Source organism: Thermosynechococcus sp. OHK43 (genome assembly GCF_014466085.1).
In the GTDB taxonomy this organism is placed as follows: Bacteria; Cyanobacteriota; Cyanobacteriia; order Thermosynechococcales; family Thermosynechococcaceae; genus Thermosynechococcus.
Map to the genome: position 1 here is coordinate 1 of NZ_JACOMP010000175.1, position 23,219 is coordinate 23,219.

22 protein-coding genes, 1 tRNA gene and 1 pseudogene are annotated in these 23,219 nt (G+C 54.0%); 11 read left to right on the forward strand and 13 right to left on the reverse strand.

All coding sequences use genetic code 11. The features are described from left to right. Positions 1-93: 93 nt before the first annotated feature. The 4 genes from H8Q75_RS07330 to menB form a co-directional block, all read right to left on the reverse strand. Positions 94-621 (reverse strand): hypothetical protein, encoded by a 528-nt coding sequence (locus H8Q75_RS07330; protein WP_024125466.1) that lies wholly within the window; start codon positions 619-621, stop codon positions 94-96. Positions 622-625: 4 nt separating this feature from the next. Continuing rightward, a complete protein-coding gene (locus H8Q75_RS07335) occupies positions 626-2,044 on the reverse strand; it encodes an NAD-binding protein (RefSeq protein WP_297041005.1) in 1,419 nt (472 codons plus the stop codon). Between the two features lie 71 nt (positions 2,045-2,115). Further along, entirely contained in the window at positions 2,116-2,364 is a 249-nt protein-coding gene (locus H8Q75_RS07340; protein WP_297041006.1) for a Ycf34 family protein, read from the reverse strand. A 44-nt stretch (positions 2,365-2,408) separates the two neighbouring features. Continuing rightward, positions 2,409-3,245 (reverse strand): 1,4-dihydroxy-2-naphthoyl-CoA synthase, encoded by an 837-nt coding sequence (gene menB / locus H8Q75_RS07345; RefSeq protein ID WP_297041007.1) that lies wholly within the window; start codon positions 3,243-3,245, stop codon positions 2,409-2,411. 271 nt (positions 3,246-3,516) lie between these two features. Between menB and pcrA the strand changes: the two genes are divergently transcribed. The 5 genes from pcrA (at position 3,517) to rpmB (ending at position 7,554) form a co-directional block, all read left to right on the forward strand. Continuing rightward, the gene (gene pcrA, locus H8Q75_RS07350) at positions 3,517-5,838 is read left to right on the forward strand and encodes a DNA helicase PcrA (RefSeq protein ID WP_297041008.1); all 2,322 of its coding nucleotides are present in this window, start codon (positions 3,517-3,519) and stop codon (positions 5,836-5,838) included. A 127-nt stretch (positions 5,839-5,965) separates the two neighbouring features. Continuing rightward, the gene (locus H8Q75_RS07355) at positions 5,966-6,394 is read left to right on the forward strand and encodes a hypothetical protein (protein ID WP_297041009.1); all 429 of its coding nucleotides are present in this window, start codon (positions 5,966-5,968) and stop codon (positions 6,392-6,394) included. Between the two features lie 60 nt (positions 6,395-6,454). Continuing rightward, positions 6,455-6,538 (forward strand) — tRNA-Leu (locus tag H8Q75_RS07360). 59 nt (positions 6,539-6,597) lie between these two features. After that, positions 6,598-7,236: an LON peptidase substrate-binding domain-containing protein gene (locus H8Q75_RS07365; protein WP_024125478.1), complete on the forward strand. Its 639-nt coding sequence runs from the start codon at positions 6,598-6,600 to the stop codon at positions 7,234-7,236. An 81-nt stretch (positions 7,237-7,317) separates the two neighbouring features. Beyond that, positions 7,318-7,554, forward strand: coding sequence for a 50S ribosomal protein L28 (gene rpmB, locus H8Q75_RS07370; protein WP_024125479.1), 237 nt, complete (start codon positions 7,318-7,320; stop codon positions 7,552-7,554). Positions 7,555-7,567: 13 nt separating this feature from the next. Here rpmB and H8Q75_RS07375 read toward each other — a convergent pair whose 3' ends face one another. Together H8Q75_RS07375 and psb27 are read right to left on the reverse strand one after the other, a co-directional pair. Then, the gene (locus tag H8Q75_RS07375; protein WP_297041010.1) at positions 7,568-8,278 is read right to left on the reverse strand and encodes a M15 family metallopeptidase; all 711 of its coding nucleotides are present in this window, start codon (positions 8,276-8,278) and stop codon (positions 7,568-7,570) included. Between the two features lie 5 nt (positions 8,279-8,283). Beyond that, positions 8,284-8,688, reverse strand: a complete 405-nt coding sequence (psb27, locus tag H8Q75_RS07380; RefSeq protein ID WP_024125480.1) for a photosystem II protein Psb27 — start codon at positions 8,686-8,688, stop codon at positions 8,284-8,286. A 171-nt stretch (positions 8,689-8,859) separates the two neighbouring features. On the opposite strand from psb27, the gene H8Q75_RS07385 reads away from it, so the two are divergent. After that, positions 8,860-9,360, forward strand: coding sequence for an NADAR family protein (locus tag H8Q75_RS07385; RefSeq protein ID WP_024125481.1), 501 nt, complete (start codon positions 8,860-8,862; stop codon positions 9,358-9,360). Here H8Q75_RS07385 and mutL read toward each other — a convergent pair. The 3 genes from mutL to H8Q75_RS07400 are packed head-to-tail and all read right to left on the reverse strand — an operon-like array spanning position 9,348 to position 12,389. Further along, on the reverse strand, positions 9,348-10,982 hold the full coding sequence (gene mutL, locus H8Q75_RS07390) for a DNA mismatch repair endonuclease MutL (RefSeq protein ID WP_297041011.1): 1,635 nt from the start codon (positions 10,980-10,982) through the stop codon (positions 9,348-9,350). The two genes, H8Q75_RS07385 and mutL, sit on opposite strands and share 13 nt — an antisense overlap. Continuing rightward, positions 10,970-12,187 carry a bifunctional phosphopantothenoylcysteine decarboxylase/phosphopantothenate--cysteine ligase CoaBC gene (gene coaBC, locus H8Q75_RS07395; protein ID WP_297041012.1) on the reverse strand — a complete coding sequence of 406 codons (1,218 nt, stop codon included), beginning with the start codon at positions 12,185-12,187 and terminating at the stop codon, positions 10,970-10,972. Before coaBC ends, mutL begins: the two co-directional genes overlap by 13 nt. After that, a complete protein-coding gene (locus H8Q75_RS07400) occupies positions 12,174-12,389 on the reverse strand; it encodes a DUF2555 domain-containing protein (RefSeq protein WP_024125484.1) in 216 nt (71 codons plus the stop codon). The genes coaBC and H8Q75_RS07400 overlap by 14 nt, the downstream gene beginning before the upstream one ends. 373 nt (positions 12,390-12,762) lie before the next feature. Between H8Q75_RS07400 and H8Q75_RS07405 the strand changes: the two genes are divergently transcribed. Further along, complete coding sequence (locus H8Q75_RS07405) at positions 12,763-13,152, forward strand: hypothetical protein (RefSeq protein ID WP_024125485.1); 390 nt, start codon at positions 12,763-12,765, stop codon at positions 13,150-13,152. On the opposite strand, the gene H8Q75_RS07410 is transcribed toward H8Q75_RS07405, so the two are convergent. Further along, complete coding sequence (locus H8Q75_RS07410; RefSeq protein ID WP_024125486.1) at positions 13,149-13,625, reverse strand: DNA starvation/stationary phase protection protein; 477 nt, start codon at positions 13,623-13,625, stop codon at positions 13,149-13,151. The genes H8Q75_RS07405 and H8Q75_RS07410 overlap by 4 nt on opposite strands. 194 nt (positions 13,626-13,819) lie before the next feature. Here H8Q75_RS07410 and H8Q75_RS07415 point away from each other — a divergent pair, with 194 nt between their 5' ends. The 3 genes from H8Q75_RS07415 to asnS are packed head-to-tail and all read left to right on the forward strand — an operon-like array spanning position 13,820 to position 18,627. Continuing rightward, entirely contained in the window at positions 13,820-14,794 is a 975-nt protein-coding gene (locus tag H8Q75_RS07415; RefSeq protein WP_024125487.1) for an FHA domain-containing protein, read from the forward strand. A gap of 47 nt (positions 14,795-14,841) precedes the next feature. Then, complete coding sequence (locus H8Q75_RS07420) at positions 14,842-17,226, forward strand: endonuclease MutS2 (RefSeq protein ID WP_297041013.1); 2,385 nt, start codon at positions 14,842-14,844, stop codon at positions 17,224-17,226. A 12-nt stretch (positions 17,227-17,238) separates the two neighbouring features. Further along, positions 17,239-18,627: an asparagine--tRNA ligase gene (gene asnS, locus H8Q75_RS07425; protein ID WP_297041014.1), complete on the forward strand. Its 1,389-nt coding sequence runs from the start codon at positions 17,239-17,241 to the stop codon at positions 18,625-18,627. On the opposite strand, the gene H8Q75_RS07430 is transcribed toward asnS, so the two are convergent. From H8Q75_RS07430 to H8Q75_RS07440, 3 genes are read right to left on the reverse strand one after another with little or no spacing between them, the layout of a single operon-like run. Further along, a complete protein-coding gene (locus H8Q75_RS07430) occupies positions 18,624-20,678 on the reverse strand; it encodes a cation:proton antiporter (RefSeq protein WP_024125489.1) in 2,055 nt (684 codons plus the stop codon). The two genes, asnS and H8Q75_RS07430, sit on opposite strands and share 4 nt — an antisense overlap. Positions 20,679-20,731: 53 nt before the next feature. After that, positions 20,732-21,964 (reverse strand): tryptophan synthase subunit beta, encoded by a 1,233-nt coding sequence (gene trpB / locus H8Q75_RS07435; RefSeq protein WP_024125490.1) that lies wholly within the window; start codon positions 21,962-21,964, stop codon positions 20,732-20,734. Positions 21,965-22,012: 48 nt separating this feature from the next. After that, positions 22,013-22,789, reverse strand: a complete 777-nt coding sequence (locus H8Q75_RS07440) for a DUF1350 family protein (RefSeq protein ID WP_024125491.1) — start codon at positions 22,787-22,789, stop codon at positions 22,013-22,015. A gap of 75 nt (positions 22,790-22,864) precedes the next feature. Between H8Q75_RS07440 and H8Q75_RS07445 the strand changes: the two are divergent. Next, a pseudogene (locus H8Q75_RS07445) lies at positions 22,865-23,219 on the forward strand (F420-0:Gamma-glutamyl ligase); the annotation flags it as partial.

Below are 23,219 nucleotides of genomic sequence, written 5' to 3' on the forward strand. Positions count from 1 at the left end.
ATACAAGACAAAAAATCCCGCCTATAAACCAATTCCCCAAAGACCTCTGCCGCAAGCGCAGGGAATTGTCCGTTTGCGCCAGTATTTTCACGCCTAATCCTCCTGAGAATGTAAAAATAATCCCACGCTTGTGGCTAACTGCTGAAAATTGGGTTCAATTCGTTGTCCTAAATACTCTTCAACTACCCGAGCAATCATACTTGCTAAAAAGAAGGGGACACCGGTAATGCGTTTTGGATCAATCCTGAGATGGCCACGGCTCGTGATGATCGTTGAGTAACCATTGGCAATAAATTGATTTTCCCCCTGACAGTCAACGGCCTCCGTAAAGGCATGGGGGACAATGCGCCAGCGGGTGAGATAGTGGCGATTGTCCCAATAGCTATAGTCCGTCCATGAGAGCATTGCTTCACTCAAGAATGCCCGTGCCGCCGCTGGAATGTCACCGCCACCATGCCAAACCAAAACCATTTCTAGGCCTTGGGGCTGTTCGTGGCGCGCCTGTACTTCAATTGCTCGCACATTGGGCATCCAGTTCACCAGTTCTGGCAGGCGATCGCGATAGGTGCGATAGACAGCGTCACGGGGAAAGGGTAGCTCTACTTGGGAAGAAATTTCCATGACCTTATCCCCACTGTGGAGACTGCCGCGCAATCACAACCACGTAATCCCCCACCTGCAACTCATAGTTCATCGGTGGATTAATATACGTTTGGCGACGCCCCTCAATGCGACGTTCCACAGCTATCAGGAGAGCATCGTCCTGCTCCTTAAGGTGTCGTTGCGCATACCAAAAGGTTTTGCCTGCCAGCGTTGACGGCAAAGGCAGCCGATAAAATTGGTTCCCCACCTGTACCGTCAGCAGCTCCGCAAAGACGTCCATCGCCCCTTGATTGCGCACTGCATTGCCAATGAGGTGACCTGCCATTTCATCAGCTACAACCACATCCTCCACCCCTGCCGCTTGAAGTTGGACATTGTTATTGCGATCCAAAAGCTGAGCACAGGTGTAGATCGTTGGATTGAGCTTTTCCATGGTCAGCGCAGCAAGAACAGTGCGGGCATCGCGGTCTTGATCACTGCGGGGCTGGCTGGTATCCGCCAAGAGAATGGCACGGGAGGCATGGTAAATCTGCACCTTCTCTAAAACGTCAATGCGGGTATAGTCTCCCGAATAGAAGTAGAGGCGATTTTGATCCGCTGTCCGCAATTCATTCAGGGGCAGCTGTGCCAATTCAGCAATAACGACAATCGGCGCATAGCGGGTTTGGGGATCGGTTTGTAACTCCTCCAGCACAAGGGGGGCACTGCGATTCCAGCCACAAAGAATAATGTGGTTGCGCAACTCATCCAAGTCAAGGTTCTTAATGCTCATGACCGACTGCAACCGCTGCACCATGAAGGCAGACACCACCCCTGTAAACACGGCAAACAAGGTCAGCCCCGACAAAACCACGACTAGGGTAACGATCCGCCCGGCATGGGTTTGAGGATAGGCACCAATGGGTTCGGCAGACACTAAAGAAAAGAAGCTGTACCACAGGGCATCCCCAAGGGTCTTGATGTTTGGGTTTGAGGTTCCTTCGATAATATAAAAAGCCAGCCCCCCAAAGAGCATGATCAACACAATGATTAACAGTGCTGAAATTTGGGCACTGTAGAGACCAGAAATCTGGGGGGCAATGTAGTGGAAGTTGCGGTTCATCAGAATTGAGGCACGGGGCAGACGCAGCAGTGGCAGCAAACGAAACAGTGTCCACTGGGGCGGCGTGGGGAGAATCGCAACTAGATCAAGCCAGTAGTGGCGGAAAAATCGTTGCTTTTTGCGGGCGATCGCAAATCGTAGGAATAACTCAACAACAAAGCACAGCCGCAGGGGTAAATCCGACAGCATCACAAAAAAATTAGGGTACCCGGGCTGTATCCAGAAGAGATCAATAACCACCAAAAGTACCCATATTAAAATCAAAACCAGCAGGCTAATTTCTACCTGTGGAGAGTGCAAAAATAGATCAAGCTGCTGTCTCAGCCGGCTTTGTCCCATAGGTGCAGCAAAAAGAGAGCATTAGATTTGAATTGGCGCGATCGCCGGCTACTAATGAGCGAATAGTGAACCTAAGTGGGAATCAGTTCTCCTGGACGCAGTTTTGCCCACCGTCCCTGTTCTTCGACGAAACTCGCACAACTGACCACATCCCAGTCCAATTGAATTTCTTCCCCTTGGGTGCGGATATTCACATTGATTGTTGGCTCAATCGGGTCAAAGTCTGGCGTCAGGGTCAAATGGGGCTGCTGGTGCTGCGCTTCAACCGCATGATAAGTGGTGCAGCGATCCACCAGGGCGCAGTTAACACAAATACACATGGCGAATTCTCCCAATGCCACATGTTCCTACTGTAGCGCATCCCCTAGGGTCGCCAAGGAAACTGCCGAAAGTTGGGGGGGCGTTTTTCCAAAAAGGCGGTCTTGCCCTCGGCACTCTCTTGGGTGAGGTAGTACAGCAGCGTTGCGTTCCCCGCTAACTCCTGGAGGCCGGCCTGGCCATCACAATCAGCATTAAAGGCCGCCTTGAGGCAGCGAATGGCCAAGGGACTTTTACTGAGGATTTCCTGTGCCCAGCGGATTCCCTCTGCCTCTAGCTCCTCAACAGGGACAACGGCATTCACCAAGCCCATCGCCAGCGCCTCCTGAGCGGTGTATTGCCGACAGAGAAACCAAATTTCCCGCGCTTTTTTCTGACCCACAATGCGGGCTAGGTAACTAGCTCCAAAACCACCATCAAAGCTCCCCACCTTTGGCCCCGTTTGGCCAAAAATGGCATTGTCCGCCGCAATGGTGAGGTCACAGACCAGGTGGAGCACATGGCCACCACCAATGGCATAGCCGGCCACAAGGGCAATCACGACCTTGGGTAGGGAGCGAATTTGCCGTTGCAGATCCAGCACATTCAGCCGCGCCACCCCCTGCTCGTCGAGGTAACCTGCCTCAGCGCGAATGCTTTGGTCACCACCTGCACAAAACGCATACTTACCATCCGTGTGGGGGCCTGCCCCCGTGAGCAAGACAACCCCAATGGTGGGATCATTGCGAGCATCCTCAAAGGCCTGACTCATTTCAACAATGGTTTGAGGGCGAAAGGCATTGCGCTTGTGGGGGCGATTAATCGTAATTTTGGCAATGCCCGTCGTTTTGTGGTAAAGGATGTCAGTGTAGTTGTGAACCTGCTGCCAGTGGACGCTGTCCATAAAGTATCATCGCCGAGGTGAACCCCCATTGTACCCTGAGGATTCCCAGGTTGAGAGGGGAATAACATCGCCTAAACAACTGATCTGTTCTACCTGTGGAAGTCCCCAAAAGCAAGCTCACCGACGGCAGCCTGCCAGAAAACGCCTGAGGGTCTCTCGCCATGAATTCTTGATAGCACTCCTGCGATACGAAGGCGCGGGAGGCCACCAATGGGTTGTCCCCCAATCCTCAGGTATCATAAAACTCTAGGCACATGGGCATAGCAGGATCATGAGCAGTGATTTTCTCGCAGGACTCAATCCCTCACAGCGGCAGGCGGTGGAGCACTACTCGGGTCCCCTGTTGGTGGTGGCAGGAGCCGGTTCTGGGAAAACGCGCACGCTCACCTATCGAATTGCCCATTTGATTCGCCATCGTCAGGTAGCACCAGAGAATATCTTGGCGGTGACGTTTACCAATAAGGCCGCCCGCGAAATGAAAGAGCGGATTGAAGCCCTTTTTAGCCAAGAGATGGCCAAGGAACTCTACGGCAGAGACTGGCTGGATCTGTCCCCTGCAGAACAGCAGCGGGTGCGATCGCGCGTCTATCACACCTACACCAAGCCCCTATGGATTGGCACCTTCCACAGCCTATGTGCTCGACTTCTGCGCTTGGAAATTGAGGCCTATCAACATCCCCAAGGGTATCGCTGGACGCGGCATTTTACAATTTTTGATGAGTCAGATGTACAAACCCTAATCAAGGGAATTATTACGGGTGAACTCAATCTCGATGAGCGCAGGCATGATCCGCGCGCTATCCGCTACAAAATTAGCTATGCCAAAAACCGCAGACTCAGCCCAGATCAATTGGAGCAGGAACAGAGATCGCCCGCTGGTCGTGTAGCAGCAGAGGTTTATCGTCGCTATGAGGCAGCTCTTGCCAAGAATAATGCCCTTGATTTTGATGATTTAATTTTGCGAACAGTGCATCTGCTGCAACAGCGCCCTGAGCGTCTTGACTATTGGCATCAGCAGTTCCAGCATATCCTGGTGGACGAGTACCAAGATACCAATCGCACCCAGTACGATTTCATTCGGCTGTTGGCCACCAATGGCACCCCCCCTCAACAGTTTCAGAATTGGGGCAATCGCTCAATTTTTGTGGTCGGCGATGTAGATCAATCCATCTATTCATTTCGCTGTGCCGATTTCACTATCCTGATGAATTTCCAGCAGGATTTTGGCGATCGCCTACCCGATCAGGATACCCGCACAATGATCAAGTTGGAAGAAAACTATCGCTCCGTTGCCAACATTTTGCAGGCCGCCAATTATCTCATTGAGCACAACAGTGAACGCATTGATAAAGTGCTACGTCCCACCAAGGATGCCGGTCCCCCCATTCACTGTGAATGTTGCGACACCGAAACCGATGAAGCCTATTTCATTGCCCAACAGATTAAAGCCTTGGGCAGTCAATCCCTCGAACCCCAATGGGGACGGTTTGCGATTCTCTACCGTACCAATGCCCAATCTCGCCCCTTTGAGGAGGCTTTAGTTCGCGCAAATATTCCCTACACCGTGGTTGGTGGTCTCAAGTTCTATGAGCGCAAAGAAGTCAAGGATATTCTCGCCTACCTGCGGCTGCTGCAAAATCCTCAAGACACCGTGAATCTGCGGCGAATTATCAATGTGCCGCGCCGCGGTATTGGCAAAACCACGCTAGAGCGCCTCAGCGATGCTGCCCAAACCCTTGGCATTTCCCTGTGGGACTTAATTGCTGATACCGAATCCATGACACCGTTGGCTGGGCGAGCCAGCCGGGCACTGCAGCAGTTTGTGACCCTCATGACCCGCCTGCGATCGCTAGTAGACGATATTGAACTCCCTGAACTGGTGAAAACCGTGATTGAAGAGACAGGCTACCGCCGCGAACTCGAAAACGCAGGCACCGACGAAAGCTTAGAGCGACTGCAAAACCTGATGGAATTGGTCAACGCTGCCCAGCAATTTAGCGAGGAGAATGAGGGGGCCAGCCTCAGCGATTTCCTCAACAGTTCTGCCCTTGCCTCAGATTTGGATACATTGCAAGAGGGAGAGGGGGGCGTCTCCCTAATGACCTTACATGCTGCCAAGGGGCTAGAATTTCCCGTGGTCTTTTTGGTGGGGATGGAGCAGGGACTGTTTCCCAACTTCCGCAGTCTCAACGATCCCATGGCCCTAGAAGAGGAACGCCGCCTCTGCTATGTGGGCATTACCCGTGCCCAGGAGCGCCTCTTTCTGACCTTTGCCCAAAGCCGTCGTCTTTACAATGGCAGGGAAGACACGATACCGTCGCAATTTCTGACGGAGCTACCCCCAGAACTGCTCACGGGCAATGTTCAACGCCGCCCCCCAAGGGCCACTGTCATGAAGGTATCCCCCTCGCGGTTAAGCAAGGCTGCTGCCTCGCTTTGGCGGGTGGGCGATCGCATTGTCCATCCCGTCTATGGCGAAGGGGAAATTACCCATGTCTTCAATGTGGGGGCGAAACTCTCTTTGGTGGTTCGCTTTCCGCGACGCGGGCAAAGGGTCGTTGATCCCCGGCTGACGCCCCTTGAGCGGTTGTAAATCGAGAACCCATCTAGGATATTCAGGCTTATTGCATTAAGTCTGGTTGTAGGATCCGGTTGTTTGGCTAAAACTTACACTTTTTGAGCGTCATGATCAGCATGAATAGACAGGAACTGCCAACCGTATGATTATAGCAACACTTTTTACCCTCAGCGCTGCGATGCTCAGCCCTGCGATCGCCCCCCAACTACCCGCAATAGTTGCGCAGCAAATCCAACCCACAGGAATCACCTTCTACGCCGATAGAGGGGAGGGACTATTTCGCATCAGTGGCCGTCCGAGGCAAAAAGTAACGTTTATGAGTATTGTCATTGATTCGCAAAAGGTGGCGGATATCAATATGCAACTTGCGGATGGCCACCCTATTGGCTTCTCTGGCAATCTCATTCAGCAGGATGCCTACAATCTGCGGATTCGCTTAACCAGTTCGGGTATGGCTGATGCCCATGGCACCCTCAAGATCCGTTACGGCCCTCAGCAATCCATTCTCAACTTGGTGGGTCATGGTCAATTAGATGGTCAGCCCTTTGTGCTCACATTTAGACGCAAGTGAGTTGACAGAACTTCACCAAAGCAAGAATAATAAGAGATCGCCTACGAAAAACTATCAGAAGCGGAACTGGCGGAATTGGTAGACGCGCTAGATTCAGGTTCTAGTGTCCGCAAGGACTTCGGGGTTCAAGTCCCCGGTTCCGCATCCTAGGGAGCCTTCAAAGTACGGTAGGATAGAAGCATTGGCTTCTGTGCGTTGTCATTATGGCTTTTTCCTCCATTGCCGTTCGCGAACTCCCCATTTTTCCTTTGCCGGATGTTGTGCTCTTTCCGGGACGACCACTGCCGCTCCATATTTTTGAATTCCGCTACCGCATCATGATGAATACGATTCTGGAGAGCGATCGCCGATTTGGCATCGTGATGTGGGACCCGCAAACGGGACGGCCAGCCACGGTGGGCTGTTGTGCGGAAGTGCGTCGCTACGAACGGCTTCCCGATGACCGCATGCTCATTGATTCTCTGGGTCAGCAGCGGTTTCGCATCCTTGACTATGTGCGCGAAAAACCCTACCGCGTTGGACTGGTGGAGTGGATTGAGGATGAACCCACCAGCATTGATCTGCGCCCCTTAGCCCAGGAAGTACGTCAACTCCTCGAGGATGTGGTGCGCCTCTCGGCAAAACTGACGGAACAACCCATGGAACTGCCCCCCGATGTGCCCACCACTGCCCTGGAGCTGTCCTATTGGATTGCCAGTAATTTTCGCGGTGTCGCTCAGGAGCAGCAACGCCTTTTGGAGCTACAGTCCACCTACGATCGCCTGCTGCGGGAAGCGGAAATTTTAACCACCACCCGCAATCACTTGGCGGCCCGTACCGTCCTCAAGGAAACCTTCAAATAGGCCGTGTCCTTCTCGACGGAATATGTTAGGCTAGAAGTCCTGCTTATTTTGCTTCACGTTGCCTTGTAGGGGAGAAAACTCATGAGCCGCGTTTGTCAACTAACTGGAAAAAAGGCCAATAACGCCTACGCTATTTCCCACTCCCATCGGCGGACCAAAAAACTACAGGAAGTGAATTTGCAATGGAAACGGGTGTGGTGGCCAGAGGGCAAGCGTTGGGTGCGACTGCGCCTCTCTACCAAAGCCATTAAAACCCTCGAGCGCAAAGGCCTGAGTGCATTTGCCAAAGAAGCGGGGTTGAATCTTAACAAACTCTAAGGGTGACCCATCCTCAGAAATCGACGCGCCCATAGCGAGCGAGGATGTCCCGCTGGTGAGTCTGTTGCTGCGTTTGCCACGCCCACAACTGATCCCCAAGGGAAAAGTGCCACCACTCGTTTGGGTGGCGCTGAAAACCCGCATCGCTCATTGCTTGATAGAGAATTTGGCGACGCTGAGCAAAGCAGGCGGCATTGATCTCGTCAGGATGACGATCGTAAAAATCGGGAAAGGAACGCTCGGAAACTTCATCAATGGCGCCCCCCATGTCCAGAGGATGGCCTGCCTGGTCAGCCAGGGTCAGATCAACGGCAGCACCGGTACTGTGGGGGGGCGGTTCCTTGGGGTCTGAGCTGGGCACAGCCCAAAATTGATAAACCTGCTGCCAAATCTCGGTGGCGATCGCGGGCTCAAGCTGCTGCGAATCATACCCCCGCTCTTGACAAAGGGCAGTAAAGGTATGCGCCACCATGAATTGCTGCACCGCAATTGGGCGATAGGCATCAAAAATCGCCAGTTGCCAGCCGTAGGGCTCTAGGAATGCTTGGGCCCGCTCCAGGGCAGCAATCACGCCTAAGCGCAAGTAAAAGGGCGAAGCCCTGCCATAGGGGGCACCGAGACTTTGATAGGGATGGGGGGCCAACCGCAGAAAGGCAGGGGGAATAGGTGCTAGGGGTTCCCCGCACTCTGCGATCGGAATTTTGGTATAGGGCTTATCCCCCATCGGGACTAGGACTTGGCTTCGCGATCAAGGGCGAGTTCGACTTGCTTAAACTCCTGTTCGAGGCGGGCTTTCAGCTTCTCAGGGAGAGGACGATTGGGATAGGAACTGTAGTGACCCGCGAGGGAGTTGAGGGCGGTTTGCATCGTCATAAAAGAGGAGAGCGATCGCAACGAGTCATCGCGACGATAGAGGGCAAAGAAATCATTCAACTTTTTGCGGGCCTCTGCTTGAGCTGCCTTTTTGTTGGGGGCATTCTCTGGTAGAGCGATCGCTTCCCGCAGGCTACTGATCAGGGCAAGGGTATCTTCACGGAAATTGCCCGTTAGCCCCGTGGGCACATTGGCACAACTGGTCAGCAGTAGTGACACACTTAGGAAAAGCGCGCAAACCATCGCCCAAAAACGTTTCATACTCAACCCCAAAACAAAATTTAGGTTTTAAGATACCCACGAGGCTAATCTTAGCAAGAATTGGTTACCCTAACCCGGTTCTGTCCCTGGGAAAAGGACGGTATTTGGGGCATGATGATCTCAGCCATGATAAACGCTAGGTGATCAAGGGGTGCAGGAACGCGGTTGGCAATGACAATCTACTTTTATCGCGTCAAGGATGCCTACGGCAGTTTTTCCAATTTCTCTCCCCACGGGTTTACCCTAGAGGGCTATTACTGGCCAACAGCAGAGCACTACTACCAAGCCCACAAATTCTTTGGCACTCCCTATGAGGCCTTTGGTCATGCTATTCGCATCGCGCCAACTCCTGAGGCGGCTGCCCAACTGGGTCGCAGTGGTCGCTATCCTGTTCATCCCCAGTGGGATCAGCTCAAACAGGCAGTGATGTGGCGTGCCCTTGTGGCTAAATTTACCACCCATGCCGAGTTGCGGGAACTGCTCTTGGCAACCGTGGATGAAGAATTAGTGGAGGACTCCCCTGTAGATAGGTATTGGGGCTGTGGGAGCGATCGCCAAGGCTCAAACTACCTAGGACGGCTGCTGATGCATTTGCGGCACTGTCTGCGCCAAGGGGCAGATCTCCACGTCTTTACTCCCCTGCAGGATTGCCCTTTCTGTCAGATGCCATGACTTTTGCCTACCACCCAGTGGCGACGGAAAAAACGGGCAAGGCTAGATTCTTTCAGTTGCAGACAGATAGGGCGACCATGGGGGCAGGTGTGGGGTTGACGACAACGGTACCACTGATCCACCAAGGTTTGCATTTCCGCAAGGGTGAGGGGCGTTCCGTTACGAATGGCACTGCGACAGGCAACGGCCACTTTGGCGGCGCTCAGATCCGTCACTTGGCTGAGTTCAATGAGGGCGGCGACTCGATCTGGGCGATCGCGCAGTAGAGCAGGAACCCTACGCACTGCCCAAAGCTGCACCCCAAAGGGGGCGACCCCTAGCCCCCAGTCTTGAAAGCGTTGCACTTGTGTTTCCGTGAGAGATTCCAGCAACACCGGCTGCTCTAGCTCCACTGCTTGCCAATCCGTTTCAATCTGCTCGTAAAGCACCCGTTCATGGGCAATGTGCTGCTCAATCAGCCAAATGCCCTCGGCGTGCTCGGCAATAATGTACGTATTGTGCAACTGGCCCACCACTTTCAGTGCAGGTAGGGAAGTGGTAGGTCCCTTTGGGGATAACAGGGTTCGATAGCGAGCCGGAGGTTCAGCCGCTTTGAGCACCTGATAGCCGCTGGCATCATTCAAGGGGGTGGTTGGGCAGGCCAGGAGTTGGCCAATGCGTTCTACCAACAGGGTTTGCCATTGCTCTGGCTCCCGTAGATAGATCCTGCGCTTTTGGGGCTCTGCTGACCAGTCGATCGCCCCCGGGGGTAAATGGAGATGGGCAATACAGAGGGGAAAGCGCTGCCGAGGGAGGCTGCGACCAAAGGCCTCAAGAATCACCTGCTGCCACGAGGGATCACTGTGCAGTTCCACCCAACGGCCATTAACGGCAACCCCTAACCCATCGGGGCGGGAACGGTGGTGGCAATCTGGCGGCGCCAAGACCAGTTCGATCTGGGCATCACTCATTTGGCGTAGATCTTGAGGATGCAGTTGTGGGATGAGTTGCAGCAGGCGATCGCCCAAAGACGCCACTGCCGGCCAGTGACACCACTGTTTGCCATCCTTAAGGAGATACCAAGCCACCTGCGGGAAACAGAGGGCGATTTGCTGAAGCCGCTGCCGTACCTGGTTTGGATTTGCTCCCTGCTGACGTTGGGGCCAGTTCTGAAAAATGTGCTCAGCAATCACACGGGTCCCCACCGCCATTCCTAGAGGACGCTGGCTGCGCACCTGCCCGTGGGCATCATAACTCACTCGCCAACCGCTATCTGCCTCGCGATGGCGGCTGCAAATCGTTAACTGGGCCATTTGTGCCAAACTGTGGAGGCTTTGGCCGCGAAATCCCAAGGTTGTGATGTCGGCTAGTTTCCCGCTGGCGGGTAACTTGCTGCTGGTGTAGGGGAGGGCTACTTGAGTGAGATCTGCCCAGCGAATTCCTTCGCCATTGTCCGTGACCTCAAGGTGCCATGCTGCAGGGTGCCAGTGCAGGTGGATGCGACTTGCGCCAGCATCAAGGGCATTTTCCACCAGTTCTTGGGCAATCGTGGCAAGGGAGTCGAGGGTTTCAGCGGCAGCGATCGCCCGCTGCATTTCAAGAGGCAACGGAACAACCGTCAGGCCATTATTCATGGCAGCCATTCTTGGACAATGTCAAAAATTTGGTGGGCCAGAATTAACTTTGGTACCTTGGCAAGAGGGCGCGATCGCCCCTGACGATCCAGCACTACCGCAGCATTTTCAACGGTGCCGAAACCACAATCCGCTTGATCTACTGCATTGGCAACCATCAAATCCAAACCCTTGCGTTTTAGCTTTTCCTGGGCAGGCGTGACAATATCCCCCGTTTGGGCGGCAAAACCAATCAGACGTTGGTGGGGCTGACGCATTTGAGCCACCGCTTGCAAAATATCGGGCACAGGACTCAGGGGTAAGGCCGTAGGCAACTCCGATTTAGGCAGCTTTCCCGACCACTGCTGAGCCGGGCGGACATCGCCAACGGCGGCAGCCATCACCAGCCAATCTGCCTCTGGCCACAGCTCTAGAATGGCCTTGAGCATTGCTTCGCCACTCATTGCTTCAATAGCGCGTACCTGCGCTGGGATCGGCTCGGCGATCGCCCCATGAATCAACGTTACCGTCGCCCCGCGATGAAGGGCTGCCCTTGCCAGAGCGATCCCCATTTTTCCCGTTGCCGGATTACCGATGAAGCGCACCGCATCCCAATATTCCCGGGTGCCCCCGGCGGTAATCAACAGATGCTTCCCAGCTAAGTCTCGCTTGCCGTGGGTATAGGCCAAAGAATCTAAATAGGCAATGATTTCCTGCGTCTGCGCCATTCGCCCCACACCGACACTGTCACAGGCCAAGCGGCCATAGGCCGGGGGTAAGCAATGATAACGGGGCTGTTGTTGCAGTTGTTGCCAATGGGCTTGTACCGTCGGTTGCTCCCACATTGTGGTGTTCATAGCCGGTGCCACCAAGATTGGCATTTGCGAGGCCAGCACCGTACTGACCAGTAGGTTGTCCGCTAAACCCAGCACCAATTTTGCCAACGTATTAGCTGTCAGGGGAGCAATTAACATCAGGGTTGCCCTTTCCGCCAGCTCAATATGCAGTGGTCGTGGCGCTTGGGGATGCCAAAAATCCGCATCCGTGAGTACTGATCGCCGGCACAGGGTTGAAAGGGTCAAAGGGGTAATGAATTGCGAAGCAGTCTCCGAAAGGATGGCAGAAACCTGCCACCCCGCTTTCACCTGCGTGGAGATCACATCGCAGATTTTATAGGCAGCAATGCCACCCCCCACCCCCACCAGCAAATGGGGAACTGTTCTAGGACTCGTCAAAGGCCTCTAAATCCAAAAGATACAGATAGGGCTCCACCAGCTCTGGTCGGTGAAACGCAATGGCACGCAGGAGGTGCCAGTCTTCGAGGGCAGCAAAGGGGGTGTCGTAGTCATCCTCCTCAAGTCGTCGCGCCAAGGCTGCCACATCTTGGGGGGTTAGATGGTTGATATATTCCTGAGAATAGTGATGTGTTGCTTGCATAACCCCTCCGGCATGACGTCTAAGGAGCACAGCTCTTTTCACTAGGGATGAGACATACTCAACACTGGGAAGACTAGAGAGTATTCCATCGCTGTGACGCTGGTATTTTCTATTTTAGAACCCCTAGAAAAAGACTGTAATCCTGCTGTTAGAATTATACTCCTTGATGACAAGCCTCCAGCGTGCTTTATTGTCAGAAGATTCATTGTCAGAAGAGCAAGCTCACCAGTTACTGGAAGCAACTGTAGCCAGTCGGCAACCAGAAAGCAGATAGCAAACAATTGTTGCAAATAAAATAATTGTTGCACTGAGATAAAAAGCAGTCGCCCCCATTGGCTATCGTTGAAAAACATAACCGACTGGGGAAGGCCCGATGAGACAGCAGCAGATCACTCCTCTCCTTCTGACCGTAACCCTTGGCGGGGCAATTGCTCCCCTACCCTTCTCTACAGTGGTCGTTGCCCAAGCCACCAATTTAGCACCTATCAACATTGCTGAGTTGGTGCGTGCCCGCAACTATGCCCGCCAAGCCGCAGAACGGGCCAATGGTGGATTAACCCGCTATCGAGCCGAGCAGTCCATGCATGGTCCTGTACGCCAAGCCCCCTATGTGCGTAATGCCGACGGCTCCTACACGTTTCGGATTTTGGGCTATCGGGTGAGAAATGGCGTACCCGAATCCATGCCTAGCATTGAAACAGTGGCTACTGTGGCTCCCGATGGTCGCACCACCATTGACTACAACGGCCCAATCCGCAACTAACTGACCAAACCATCGCCCTTGGCCAAGAACTCCTTGAGGAACCAGCGATGTTTTTGGTGAGTTTGCACCAAGCGGGTGTAGAGATCGGCGGTACCAATATCACCGGCCTCAGTGGCGATTTCGGCATCTTGGTGCATTTCAGTAATGATCAGTTCATGGTTGGCGATCGCCTCCTCAATCATTTGCTTGACCGTGAGTTGGCCACTGGAGGGGTTTACTGTTGCTACTTTTAGGTAGTCTGCTGGGTCTGCCACGGGTTGGCCATCCAGCATGAGGCTACGCTCAGCCAGTTCATCAATCATGGCAAAAACCTCTGACCCCTGTTCTTCAAAAAGCAGGTGTAAATCACGGAACAGAGGGCCGTAGGTCAACCAATGGTACTTCTTGTAGTTCAAATACATGAGCACTGCATTGGCCTGTTCCCGTTTGAGCGTGGTCAGCACTTGCTCCTTCAGCGTGGTTGTTGCACTCATAGCAGTCTCCTTTGACAGTCGTTGAACTGTCCTGTCTTACTTAATCATACTCATAACGAGTACGTTTTAGCAATCCCTCAGGGTGCTACTGCCATTCTATTGACATTAAGATGAAGGTGGTTTCCTCCTGCTTAACAACGTTAGGATAAGCAGCATAGCAATGAACTCCATAATTTAGTTTTTTAGCTACTCCTATGGATGCTTCGGCCAATCGCCCCGACACCTACGTTCCCCTACACTCGCCGACTCGCGCTGGTGAACAGCAGCGGGGGTTTATGCGTCCCAGTGAGCTGATTTTAGCGGCACCCACACCCCGATTATTGTTGCACTCAGTTTACATGCAACGTTCAATTGTGTTGGATCAGTTACCTGCTTGGCAAATTGGTCGCAGCAAAGACTGTGATATTGTTTTGCCCGATCGCTGGTGTTCACGGCGTCACATTCGCATTGAGCGTCAAGCGGATCATCGCTATTGTTTGACTGATCTCAAGAGCATGAACGGGACGTTTGTGGGCAATAACCGCATCCAGACTCCCTACATCCTCCGGCATGGGGATCGCATTTCCATTGGTGAGTCAGAGCTAGAATACATTGACCTGCGGGATGTGCCAGGTCCTTACCCCTACACCCATCACTCCGGTGAGAGCAAGGGTCAAGTGACGGTGTTGATGACCCATTCTTCCCGTACCCAAGGGGAAATGTGGCGGGAATTATTGAACTCCCAGAGTATTTCAACGATTTGGGCAACTTCCCACTTTGAGTTAGAAAAAATCATTGCCCATCTGGAGTCCCTCAACTGCAACATCAACCTCTTGCTCTTGGATTTGGGAATGCCAAAAACGAATCCCTACAACTTTTGTCGGCAGTATCGCCAGCGCTATCCACAAATGAATGTCATTCTCCTCAGTGGCATGCGTACCCGTGTCCATGAATCGGAGTGCAAGTGGGCAGTCAATCAAGGCGCGATGGCCCTCTTTGGGGGGTTGCCCCGCGAAAATATGCTTGGGGAGCTCACAAATATTACGGAGCGATTACAAACAATTGCCAAAGCCCTGGGCTGGACCTACTTCAATCCTGAAGCTCTCACCAGTACCCTTCTAAAACTGCAAGATGCTGTGGATACGGAGATGCCGGGGATTGTCCTTGAGAACCGCTGCATGGATGAGTGAGCAGTGCTACAGTCAGTGGAAGTAGTGTTTTCAGCAGATGGCGAACATTGGTTGTTACAACGTCACAAATTAGTGCCCTTGATAAATCCCTAGGACGTCTGGAGTGGCCACGTCTCTGTCAGCAGTTGGCAACGTTTGCTTCGACAAAGCGGGGGATGCGTCAGCTTCAAGGGGGAGACATCTTAGGGGGTACCCCAGCGGCCAGTCGAGTGCTGTTGGCGCAAACTGCCGAGGTAATTGCCCTAGAGACGGTACATCAAGTGCGCTTAGATTTCAGCCAAGTCACGGATATTGAACCTGCCCTTGCGCGACTGGATCATCAGGGCTGTTTGCAAGGCACGGAATTACTGGCGATCGCCCACCTGTTGAGTGCTGCGCGGCAACAGCGACGTCAAATTGAGGAGCACGAGCAACTCAGTGAACTCCAACAACTGGTGGCCGGTGTCCGCACCTATCCTGAGGTGACGCAGGAAATCTACCGCTGCATTACCGATCAAGGTCAAGTCAGCGATCGCGCCAGTCCTGAATTAGCTCAGATCCGCCAGCAGCAACGGCAATGCCGCGCCCAGATCCAGCAGCAGCTTCAGCAGATTCTTCAGCAGCGAGCAGGGGCAATTCAAGAGGCAGTGGTTACCCAACGGCGCGATCGCTATGTGTTGGCGGTCAAAGCCACCCACAAAGACCAAATTCCGGGCATTGTCCACGATCTCTCCGCCAGTGGAGCCACACTCTACATTGAGCCACAGGAAACCATTGACCCGCAAAACCGCCTGCAACAACTGGCCCATCAGGAGGCTGAGGTCGAACGCGCCATTTGCCAAGCCCTTTCGGATCAGTTGGCCACCATTAGTGATGATCTGTGGTATCTACTGGATGTGCTGACTACCCTCGATGTGGCAGTTGCCCGTGCCCGCTATAGTCTCTGGTTGCAGGGAAACCCACCGCAGTTTGTGAGTAATACGCGGCTGCACCTGAAGGCCTTGCGTCATCCCCTCCTGGTGTGGCAGGAGCACCATGAACAGGGTCAGCCAGTGGTTCCCATTGACATTGAATTACAGCCAGCCACAAAGGTGGTGACCATTACAGGCCCGAATACAGGCGGGAAAACGGCAACCCTAAAAACACTGGGATTGGCCGCCCTCATGGCCAAGGCGGGGTTGTATGTGCCGGCGGCAGCCCCCGTAGAGTTGCCTTGGTTTACGGGCGTTTGGGCAGACATTGGTGATGAGCAGTCCCTTACTCAAAACCTGTCCACGTTTTCTAGCCATATCTGCAATATCCGCGATATTCTCACAGAGCTGGAGGTCACAGGCGGCAATACACTGGTGCTCCTGGATGAAGTGGGGGCAGGCACGGATCCCACTGAAGGCACAGCCCTGGCGATCGCTCTGTTACGCTATCTGGCAGAGCACGCCAGCCTCACCTTTGCCACCACCCACTATGGTGAGCTCAAGGCCCTCAAGTACCAAGACAGCCGCTTTGAAAATGCCTCCGTTGAGTTTGATGAGGAGACGCTAGCCCCCACCTATCGGTTGCTGTGGGGCATTCCGGGACAATCCAATGCCCTGGCGATCGCCCAACGGTTGGGGCTATATCCCAGCATTGTTGAGGCGGCCAAGGCCCTTCTCAGCAGAGATAGCAACAGTGTCAATGAGATGATCATGGGTCTGGTGGCTCAGCGCCAGGATCAAGAGGCCAAAACCACAGCGGCAGCGACCCTGCTGCGCGATACCGAAGCCCTCTACCAGGAAATCGCCACGAAGGCGCAGGAACTACGACAGCGACAGCAGCAGTTGCGCCAGCAACAGGAGGAACAGGTACGCACTGCCCTCCATCAAGCTCAGCAGGAAATTGCCAAAATCATTGCCCAACTGCAACGGGCCAACAGTCCTGAACAGGTACAAGCCGCTCAAACTGCCTTGGCGCAGATTGAAAAAACCTACCTACCACCCCCCCCGCCCGCTGGCTTTATTCCTCAACCGGGCGATCGCGTGCGTTTACCCCAATGGCAACAGGTGGGTGAAGTCCTCAGTGTCAGCCAGCAGGGGGATATTGTCGTCCAAGTGGGTTCCGTGAAATTTACTGTGCCGCCCCACGCCGTCGAGTCCCTTCAAGGGGAACCCGTACACACGCCGTCTAAGCCCAAGCCTAGCCCAGCTCCCTCCCCGCCAACTGCCCGCACAACAGCACCGGCCATCCGCACCGAGAGCCGTACCCTGGATCTGCGGGGCAAGCGTATCCATCAGGCGGAACCTCTCCTAGAGGAATTCCTCAACCGCCAGCAGGGAACCGTTTGGATTATCCACGGCCACGGCAGTGGTGCTCTACGCCGGTTTGTGCATCAATTTTTAGATCAGCACCCCAGCGTTCAAAGCTATCACCTTGCGCCTCCTGAAGAGGGTGGCCGGGGAGTAACAGTTGTGCAGTTATAGGAAAAAAGACCCATGCAGCAGCGGATTAAGGATATTCTTCACCAAGGTCAAGTGGGCGATCGCGTCACCGTCAAAGGCTGGGTGCGTACCAAACGCGAACTCAAGGAATGCACCTTTGTCAACCTTAACGATGGCTCAACCCTAGCCGGATTGCAGGTGGTCATTCCCAACACCCTTGCAGCCGCCACCCCAACCATCAAAGACCTGACCACCGGTGCCGCAGCGGAATTCACAGGCGAGCTGATGCGCTCCCCTGGCAAAAACCAAGCCATTGAACTCCATGCCCAGGAGATTCACCTTTGGGGCAGTGCCGATCCAGAAACCTATCCCCTGCAAAAGAAACGCCACAGCTTTGAATTTCTACGCACCATTGGTCATCTGCGACCACGAACCAATACCCTAGGCGCTGTGATGCGAGTGCGCAATGCCTGTGCCACTGCCATTCACCAATTCTTTCAGGAGCGGGGATTCCTCTGGGTGCATACCCCCATCATTACCGCCAGTGACTGCGAAGGGGCTGGGGAACTCTTTACTGTCACCACACTGGATTTAACCCAGCCGCCCAAAACCCCAGAGGGGAAGATTGACTTCAGTCAAGACTTTTTTGGCCGTCGTGCCTACCTCACCGTCAGTGGCCAACTGGAGGCAGAAATTATGGCCACAGCCTTTACCAACGTCTATACCTTTGGCCCCACCTTCCGCGCTGAAAACTCCAACACCTCGCGCCACCTTGCCGAGTTTTGGATGGTAGAGCCAGAGATGGCCTTCTGTGACCTCAGGGGGGATATGGAACTGGCGGAGGCCTTTTTGCAGTTTATCTTTCGCTATGTCCTTGACCACTGCCCAGAGGATATGGCCTTCTTTCAGGAGCGGATTGATAATAGCGGCATAGCCACTGCCGAACAGATGGCCACTCAACCCTTTGCCCGCCTCAGCTACAGTGAAGCGATTCAAGTCCTTGAAAAGAGCGGCCGTGCCTTTGAATTCCCGGTGGCTTGGGGACTAGACCTGCAATCGGAGCATGAGCGCTATCTTGCTGAGGAATACTGCCGACGCCCCGTAATTGTCTATGATTATCCCGCTGCCATCAAAGCCTTCTATATGCGCCTCAATGACGATGGCAAAACCGTGGCGGCAATGGATGTCCTCGCACCCAAAATTGGCGAGATCATTGGCGGCTCTCAGCGAGAAGAACGCTTTGATGTGTTGCAGGAGCGAATTGTGACCCAAGGCCTAGATCCTGCCCCCTACTGGTGGTACTTGGATTTGCGTCGCTATGGCAGTGTGCCCCACGCCGGCTTTGGCCTTGGGTTTGAGCGGCTCGTACAGTTTATGACGGGCATGGACAATATCCGCGATGTCATTCCCTTTCCACGGACGCCGGGCAATGCCGAGTTCTAGCCCAGGCGCGGCGGTTCGCCAAAGAGGATAATTGAGGTTTGCAGCTCTCGGATGACTTGGGTAGTGATGTCACTCACCGCCAGCCCACCTGCTGTGCCGCGCCGAATCGAACGCATTAAAACCAAGTCATAGAGTCCTGCTTCTTCGAGGATGGTCCTGGGAATATCACTACTAGCAACGGTTTTAATGTGCACGTCAAGGAGACTTGCTCCCTTAGCTTCCTGTAGAATCTGGCGCAAATCCTCCTCAAACTGCGCCATTTGTTCATAGGGTGTGTTTTGCAGGGCCACGTGCAGCAGCATCACCTTTGCTTGACTGGCACTGCCAAGGGCTTGGGCAAAACTAATAATCCGTAGAGTTCTTGGGCTGAGATCTCGGGTCGGCACCAAAATTGAACGGATATTCTCCGGATCATCCAATAGGCGAGTAATGGCCACAGGACAGGGGCTTGACCAGAGGACGTGGTCAATGATGCTGCCAAAAAGCTGGGCGCGCCAACTACTAGTTTCTGGCCAGCCCAAGACAATGAGACTCGCCTCCTGTTCACGACTAAAGCGACTAATCCCGAGGGCAATATCTTCATCAATACGGATGGCAGTGGTTGTCTCGACGTTGTAGGGTGCCGCCAGTTCAGCGGCGCGGCGCAGCAGTTTGCGAGAGCGACGGAGCTTGGTATCGAGGCGGGGATCATTCATGTGCACTTGGCAAGGAATAACCGCAACTGCCACAACTCGCCCCGCCTCATGATGGGCTAGCAGTGCCGCCAATTCCATGAGGGGGCGTTGGGTTTGGGGATTGTGGATGGGAACGACGACAGTAAAGGTGTGGGGCTGGGGATCCTCGTGGCCATCCCACCACGTTGCCAGTTCCTCAATCTCCTCCTGCTCGGGCTGGGGAATTGGCAGCCGACTGGCAGCGCGTGCTGTAACCAGCGGGCCAAGAATTGAGGTGACCACCATTAGCACCAGCACGCTGTTGAGAATGTCTTGGGTGAGAATCCCCTCCTGGAAGCCGACTAGGGTTGCCGCCAAGGTGGCCGCCACCTGAGGCAAAGACAACGACCACATTGTCAACATTTCCATTGAGGTGTAGCGATACCAGCGGGCAGCCAGCCAAGCCGCAATGAACTTGCTGCCAATGAGACCGACGACAATGGCAACCGTAATGCCAATGGAGGCGAGGGTCTTGACAAAGGCAGGAATGTCAATCAGCAGCCCCATGTCCACAAAAAAGCAGGGGATAAAGAGGACACCACCGATAAACTCAACTTTTTCCTTGACGGGACTGTCCTCGAGAACATCATTGACGGCTAAACCGGCTAAAAAGGCACCGACAATCTGCTCAATGCCAATGATTTCGGCACCGATGGCAGCAACGAATAATGTCAAAAGAATGAAAAGGAATTGCTTCCCCTGAGCATCGTGCGATCGCCGGAAAAATTGCTTACCAATGCGGTCAACCCCCCACAGAACTAGAAAGCAATACAGACCAAGGGCAATCAATTGGTTGAGGAGAGTCAGCACCGTGAATTCACCGCGGTTAATGCCCACGCAGATGGCCAGCACCACCAGCGCTGCGGTATCGGTAAAAATGGTTGCGCCAATCGTAATGGTCACGGCTTCATTGTGCACAACCCCCAACTGCCGCACAATTGGATAGGCCAAGAGGGTATGGGAAGCCAGCAGTGAGCCAATGAGAAGCGAGCCATTCCAATCAAAACCAAACCAGTGGCCAATGGTGAATCCGGTTGCCAGGGGGACAATGAAGGTCAAAGCACCGAACAACAAAGAGCGATCGCGAGTTCTGCGAAAATGGCTCAGATCAATTTCTAGCCCCGCCACAAACATTAAATAGACTTTGCCAATGCCTGAGAGGAGTTTGATGGTGTCGCTGTCGTGTTCTAGGAACTGTAGCCCATTGGGTCCAAGCAGCACACCAGCCAACAGCAGACCCACGAGCCCCGGTAAGCGCAGCCGCTCAAACACCGGCGGAATGGTTAAAATGACAGCCAAAAGAACCATAAAAATAAAAATGGGGCTACTAGTGTTCATGGCCGCAATCTACAGGTGACTTTAATGCCGGTGACTTCAAGGATACACAGTACCTACTGAGCCTGAAAATAACGGCCAATGGTTTCCACGTCCTTATCGCCGCGTCCTGAACAGTTAATGACAATGCGGGGCTGCCCCGTCAATTGAGGGCATAGGGTTTCCAGATAGGCTAAGGCATGGGCGGTTTCAAGGGCAGGGAGAATCCCCTCCAACTGAGCTAGGCGCACACAGGCAGCCACCGCCTCAGCATCGGTGACACTGTAGTATTCTGCCCGACCAATGTCCTTGAGGTAGCTATGCTCTGGCCCCACCCCTGGATAGTCTAAACCGGCGCTGATGGAGTGGGCCTCAATCACCTGACCATCGGCATCCTGCAATAGATAGCTCATGGCACCATGGAGCACCCCCACTTCGCCTTTGGTGAGGGTGGCGGCATGGTGACCGGTGTCCAGCCCTTGCCCTGCCGCTTCAACACCAATTAAGCGCACTTGGGGTTCTTCAACAAACTCATGGAAAAGTCCCATCGCATTGGAGCCACCGCCAACACAGGCAAGGAGAATATCCGGCAGACCGCCCCATTTCTCAAGACACTGCTGGCGGGTTTCAGCCCCAATGACGGCGTGGAATTCCCGTACTAGCATTGGGTAGGGATGGGGGCCTGCCACTGAACCCAAGATGTAATGGGTGGTTTCAACATTGGTCACCCAATCGCGAATTGCTTCTGAGGTGGCATCTTTGAGAGTTCCTGTGCCGGCACTGACGGGGGCCACTTCTGCTCCCAATAGACGCATCCGCAACACATTTAACCGCTGCCGCTCCATATCCTGCACCCCCATATAAATCACACATTGGAGGCCAAAGCGGGCACACACCGTTGCTGTGGCTACCCCATGCTGACCGGCACCTGTTTCGGCAATAATGCGCTGTTTGCCCATGCGCTTGGCCAGGAGCACTTGCCCGAGGGCGTTGTTGATTTTGTGGGCACCTGTATGGTTGAGGTCTTCCCGCTTCAGATAGATTTGGGGCTGGGCTTGATCATGGGCATAGTGGGCGCTGAGACGTTCGGCAAAGTAGAGGGGACTTGGGCGACCCACATAGTCTTGGAGGAGTTGCTGCAATTCTGCTTGAAAGTCAGGGTCTTGGCGGTAGTGGGCAAAGGCCGCCTCCAATTCACTGAGGGCGGGCATCAGCGTTTCAGGAACATATTTGCCACCAAAGCGACCAAAGCGACCCCGGGAATCGGGGCGAGCAGTAGCACTGAGGGCAGCAGAGGGGGCAACAGTCACGGGCAAATTCCTTTCTTTATTAAGGGTTTCTTATGCGATTGTGCCACGTTACGGGCGGCAACGGCGGGTGGTGCCCAAGGGATTGAGCCACTCCAATAGGCAGGCCTCAAGAACTTGCATTTCGGGAAAGAGACTTTGCTTGAACCACTGGCCGAGGGCATCCAAGGGAGAAAATTCTGCACCAACTTGCCACTTGAGGTTTTGGCTAAGGGGGGTGAGGTGATTCCCCGGTAGCCTGAGGGCAGTGACCATATCGCCAAATTTAGCTCTGAGGAGACTGCGCAGGCGCGCCGTTTGGTCAATGTCATCATCCTGGAAGCGAATCAGGAGGTTGCGGCGCACGGGATAGCGCTCTTGAATGAGCTGTTCGGTTTCGGTTGGGCTGGGGGTGAATTCAACACCGACGGGGGTCAGGTTTTCCATCCAAGGAATGGATTGACTGGCGGGGTAGTTGTTGAAGGCTATGAACATATTCCCAGCCCGATCGCCATCGTAGAGGCTATTGATCAACAGGTGGAGCTTGCAGCCCATACTGTGCCCTAGACCATAGATGGGCAATGCTGGCGGGTAGCCTTGGCGGTACACCAACCAATCAAGGGCATACTCGAGCTTATTGAGGGCATCGAGGGCGATCGCCCCATGATCAAAAGTATTCACAAAGGGTGTGGCAATAATGCCATAGCCAGCCTCCGCTAGGTGCTCCAATAAGCGCCGATAGGTCAATTGCGGTGCCGCTGCCACAAAGGCTCCCCCCAGAAAGTGAATCCACCCCAAGGGACGCTGGGGAATACACAGCCAATTGCCGCGAACCTCTTGCCACTCCAAAATCCAATCACTCCAAAAATGCCTAACTGACTGTAATCTAGCGAATACGGGAAATACAGTGGTACAGGACACGTGATGATTGCAACAGTGATTGGGATAGGGGCAGCCGCCCTAGGATCCCTAGCCCTTTTGGGGGCGATCGCCCTGGAATGGCGGTATCGCCAGCGGCCAGCCCATCCCCTGGAAGTGATCCGTGCTACTTGGAATCTAGAAATCTACGAGCCAACCCACTACCGTTTTGTTGGGCTACTGGGGTTGAGCAATCCCCACCGCGGCCTTGAGGTGATGGTGCCACAGTTGCAGGCAGAGGTGGTGTTGCTGTCTGATGGCAGCGTGGAGGGCATTGAAACGCATGTACAGGTTATCCCCCGCCACCCGGAGCCAGAGTTCCCGCCCCGTGCCGATGGCTATTGGTTTGCCTATATTGTCA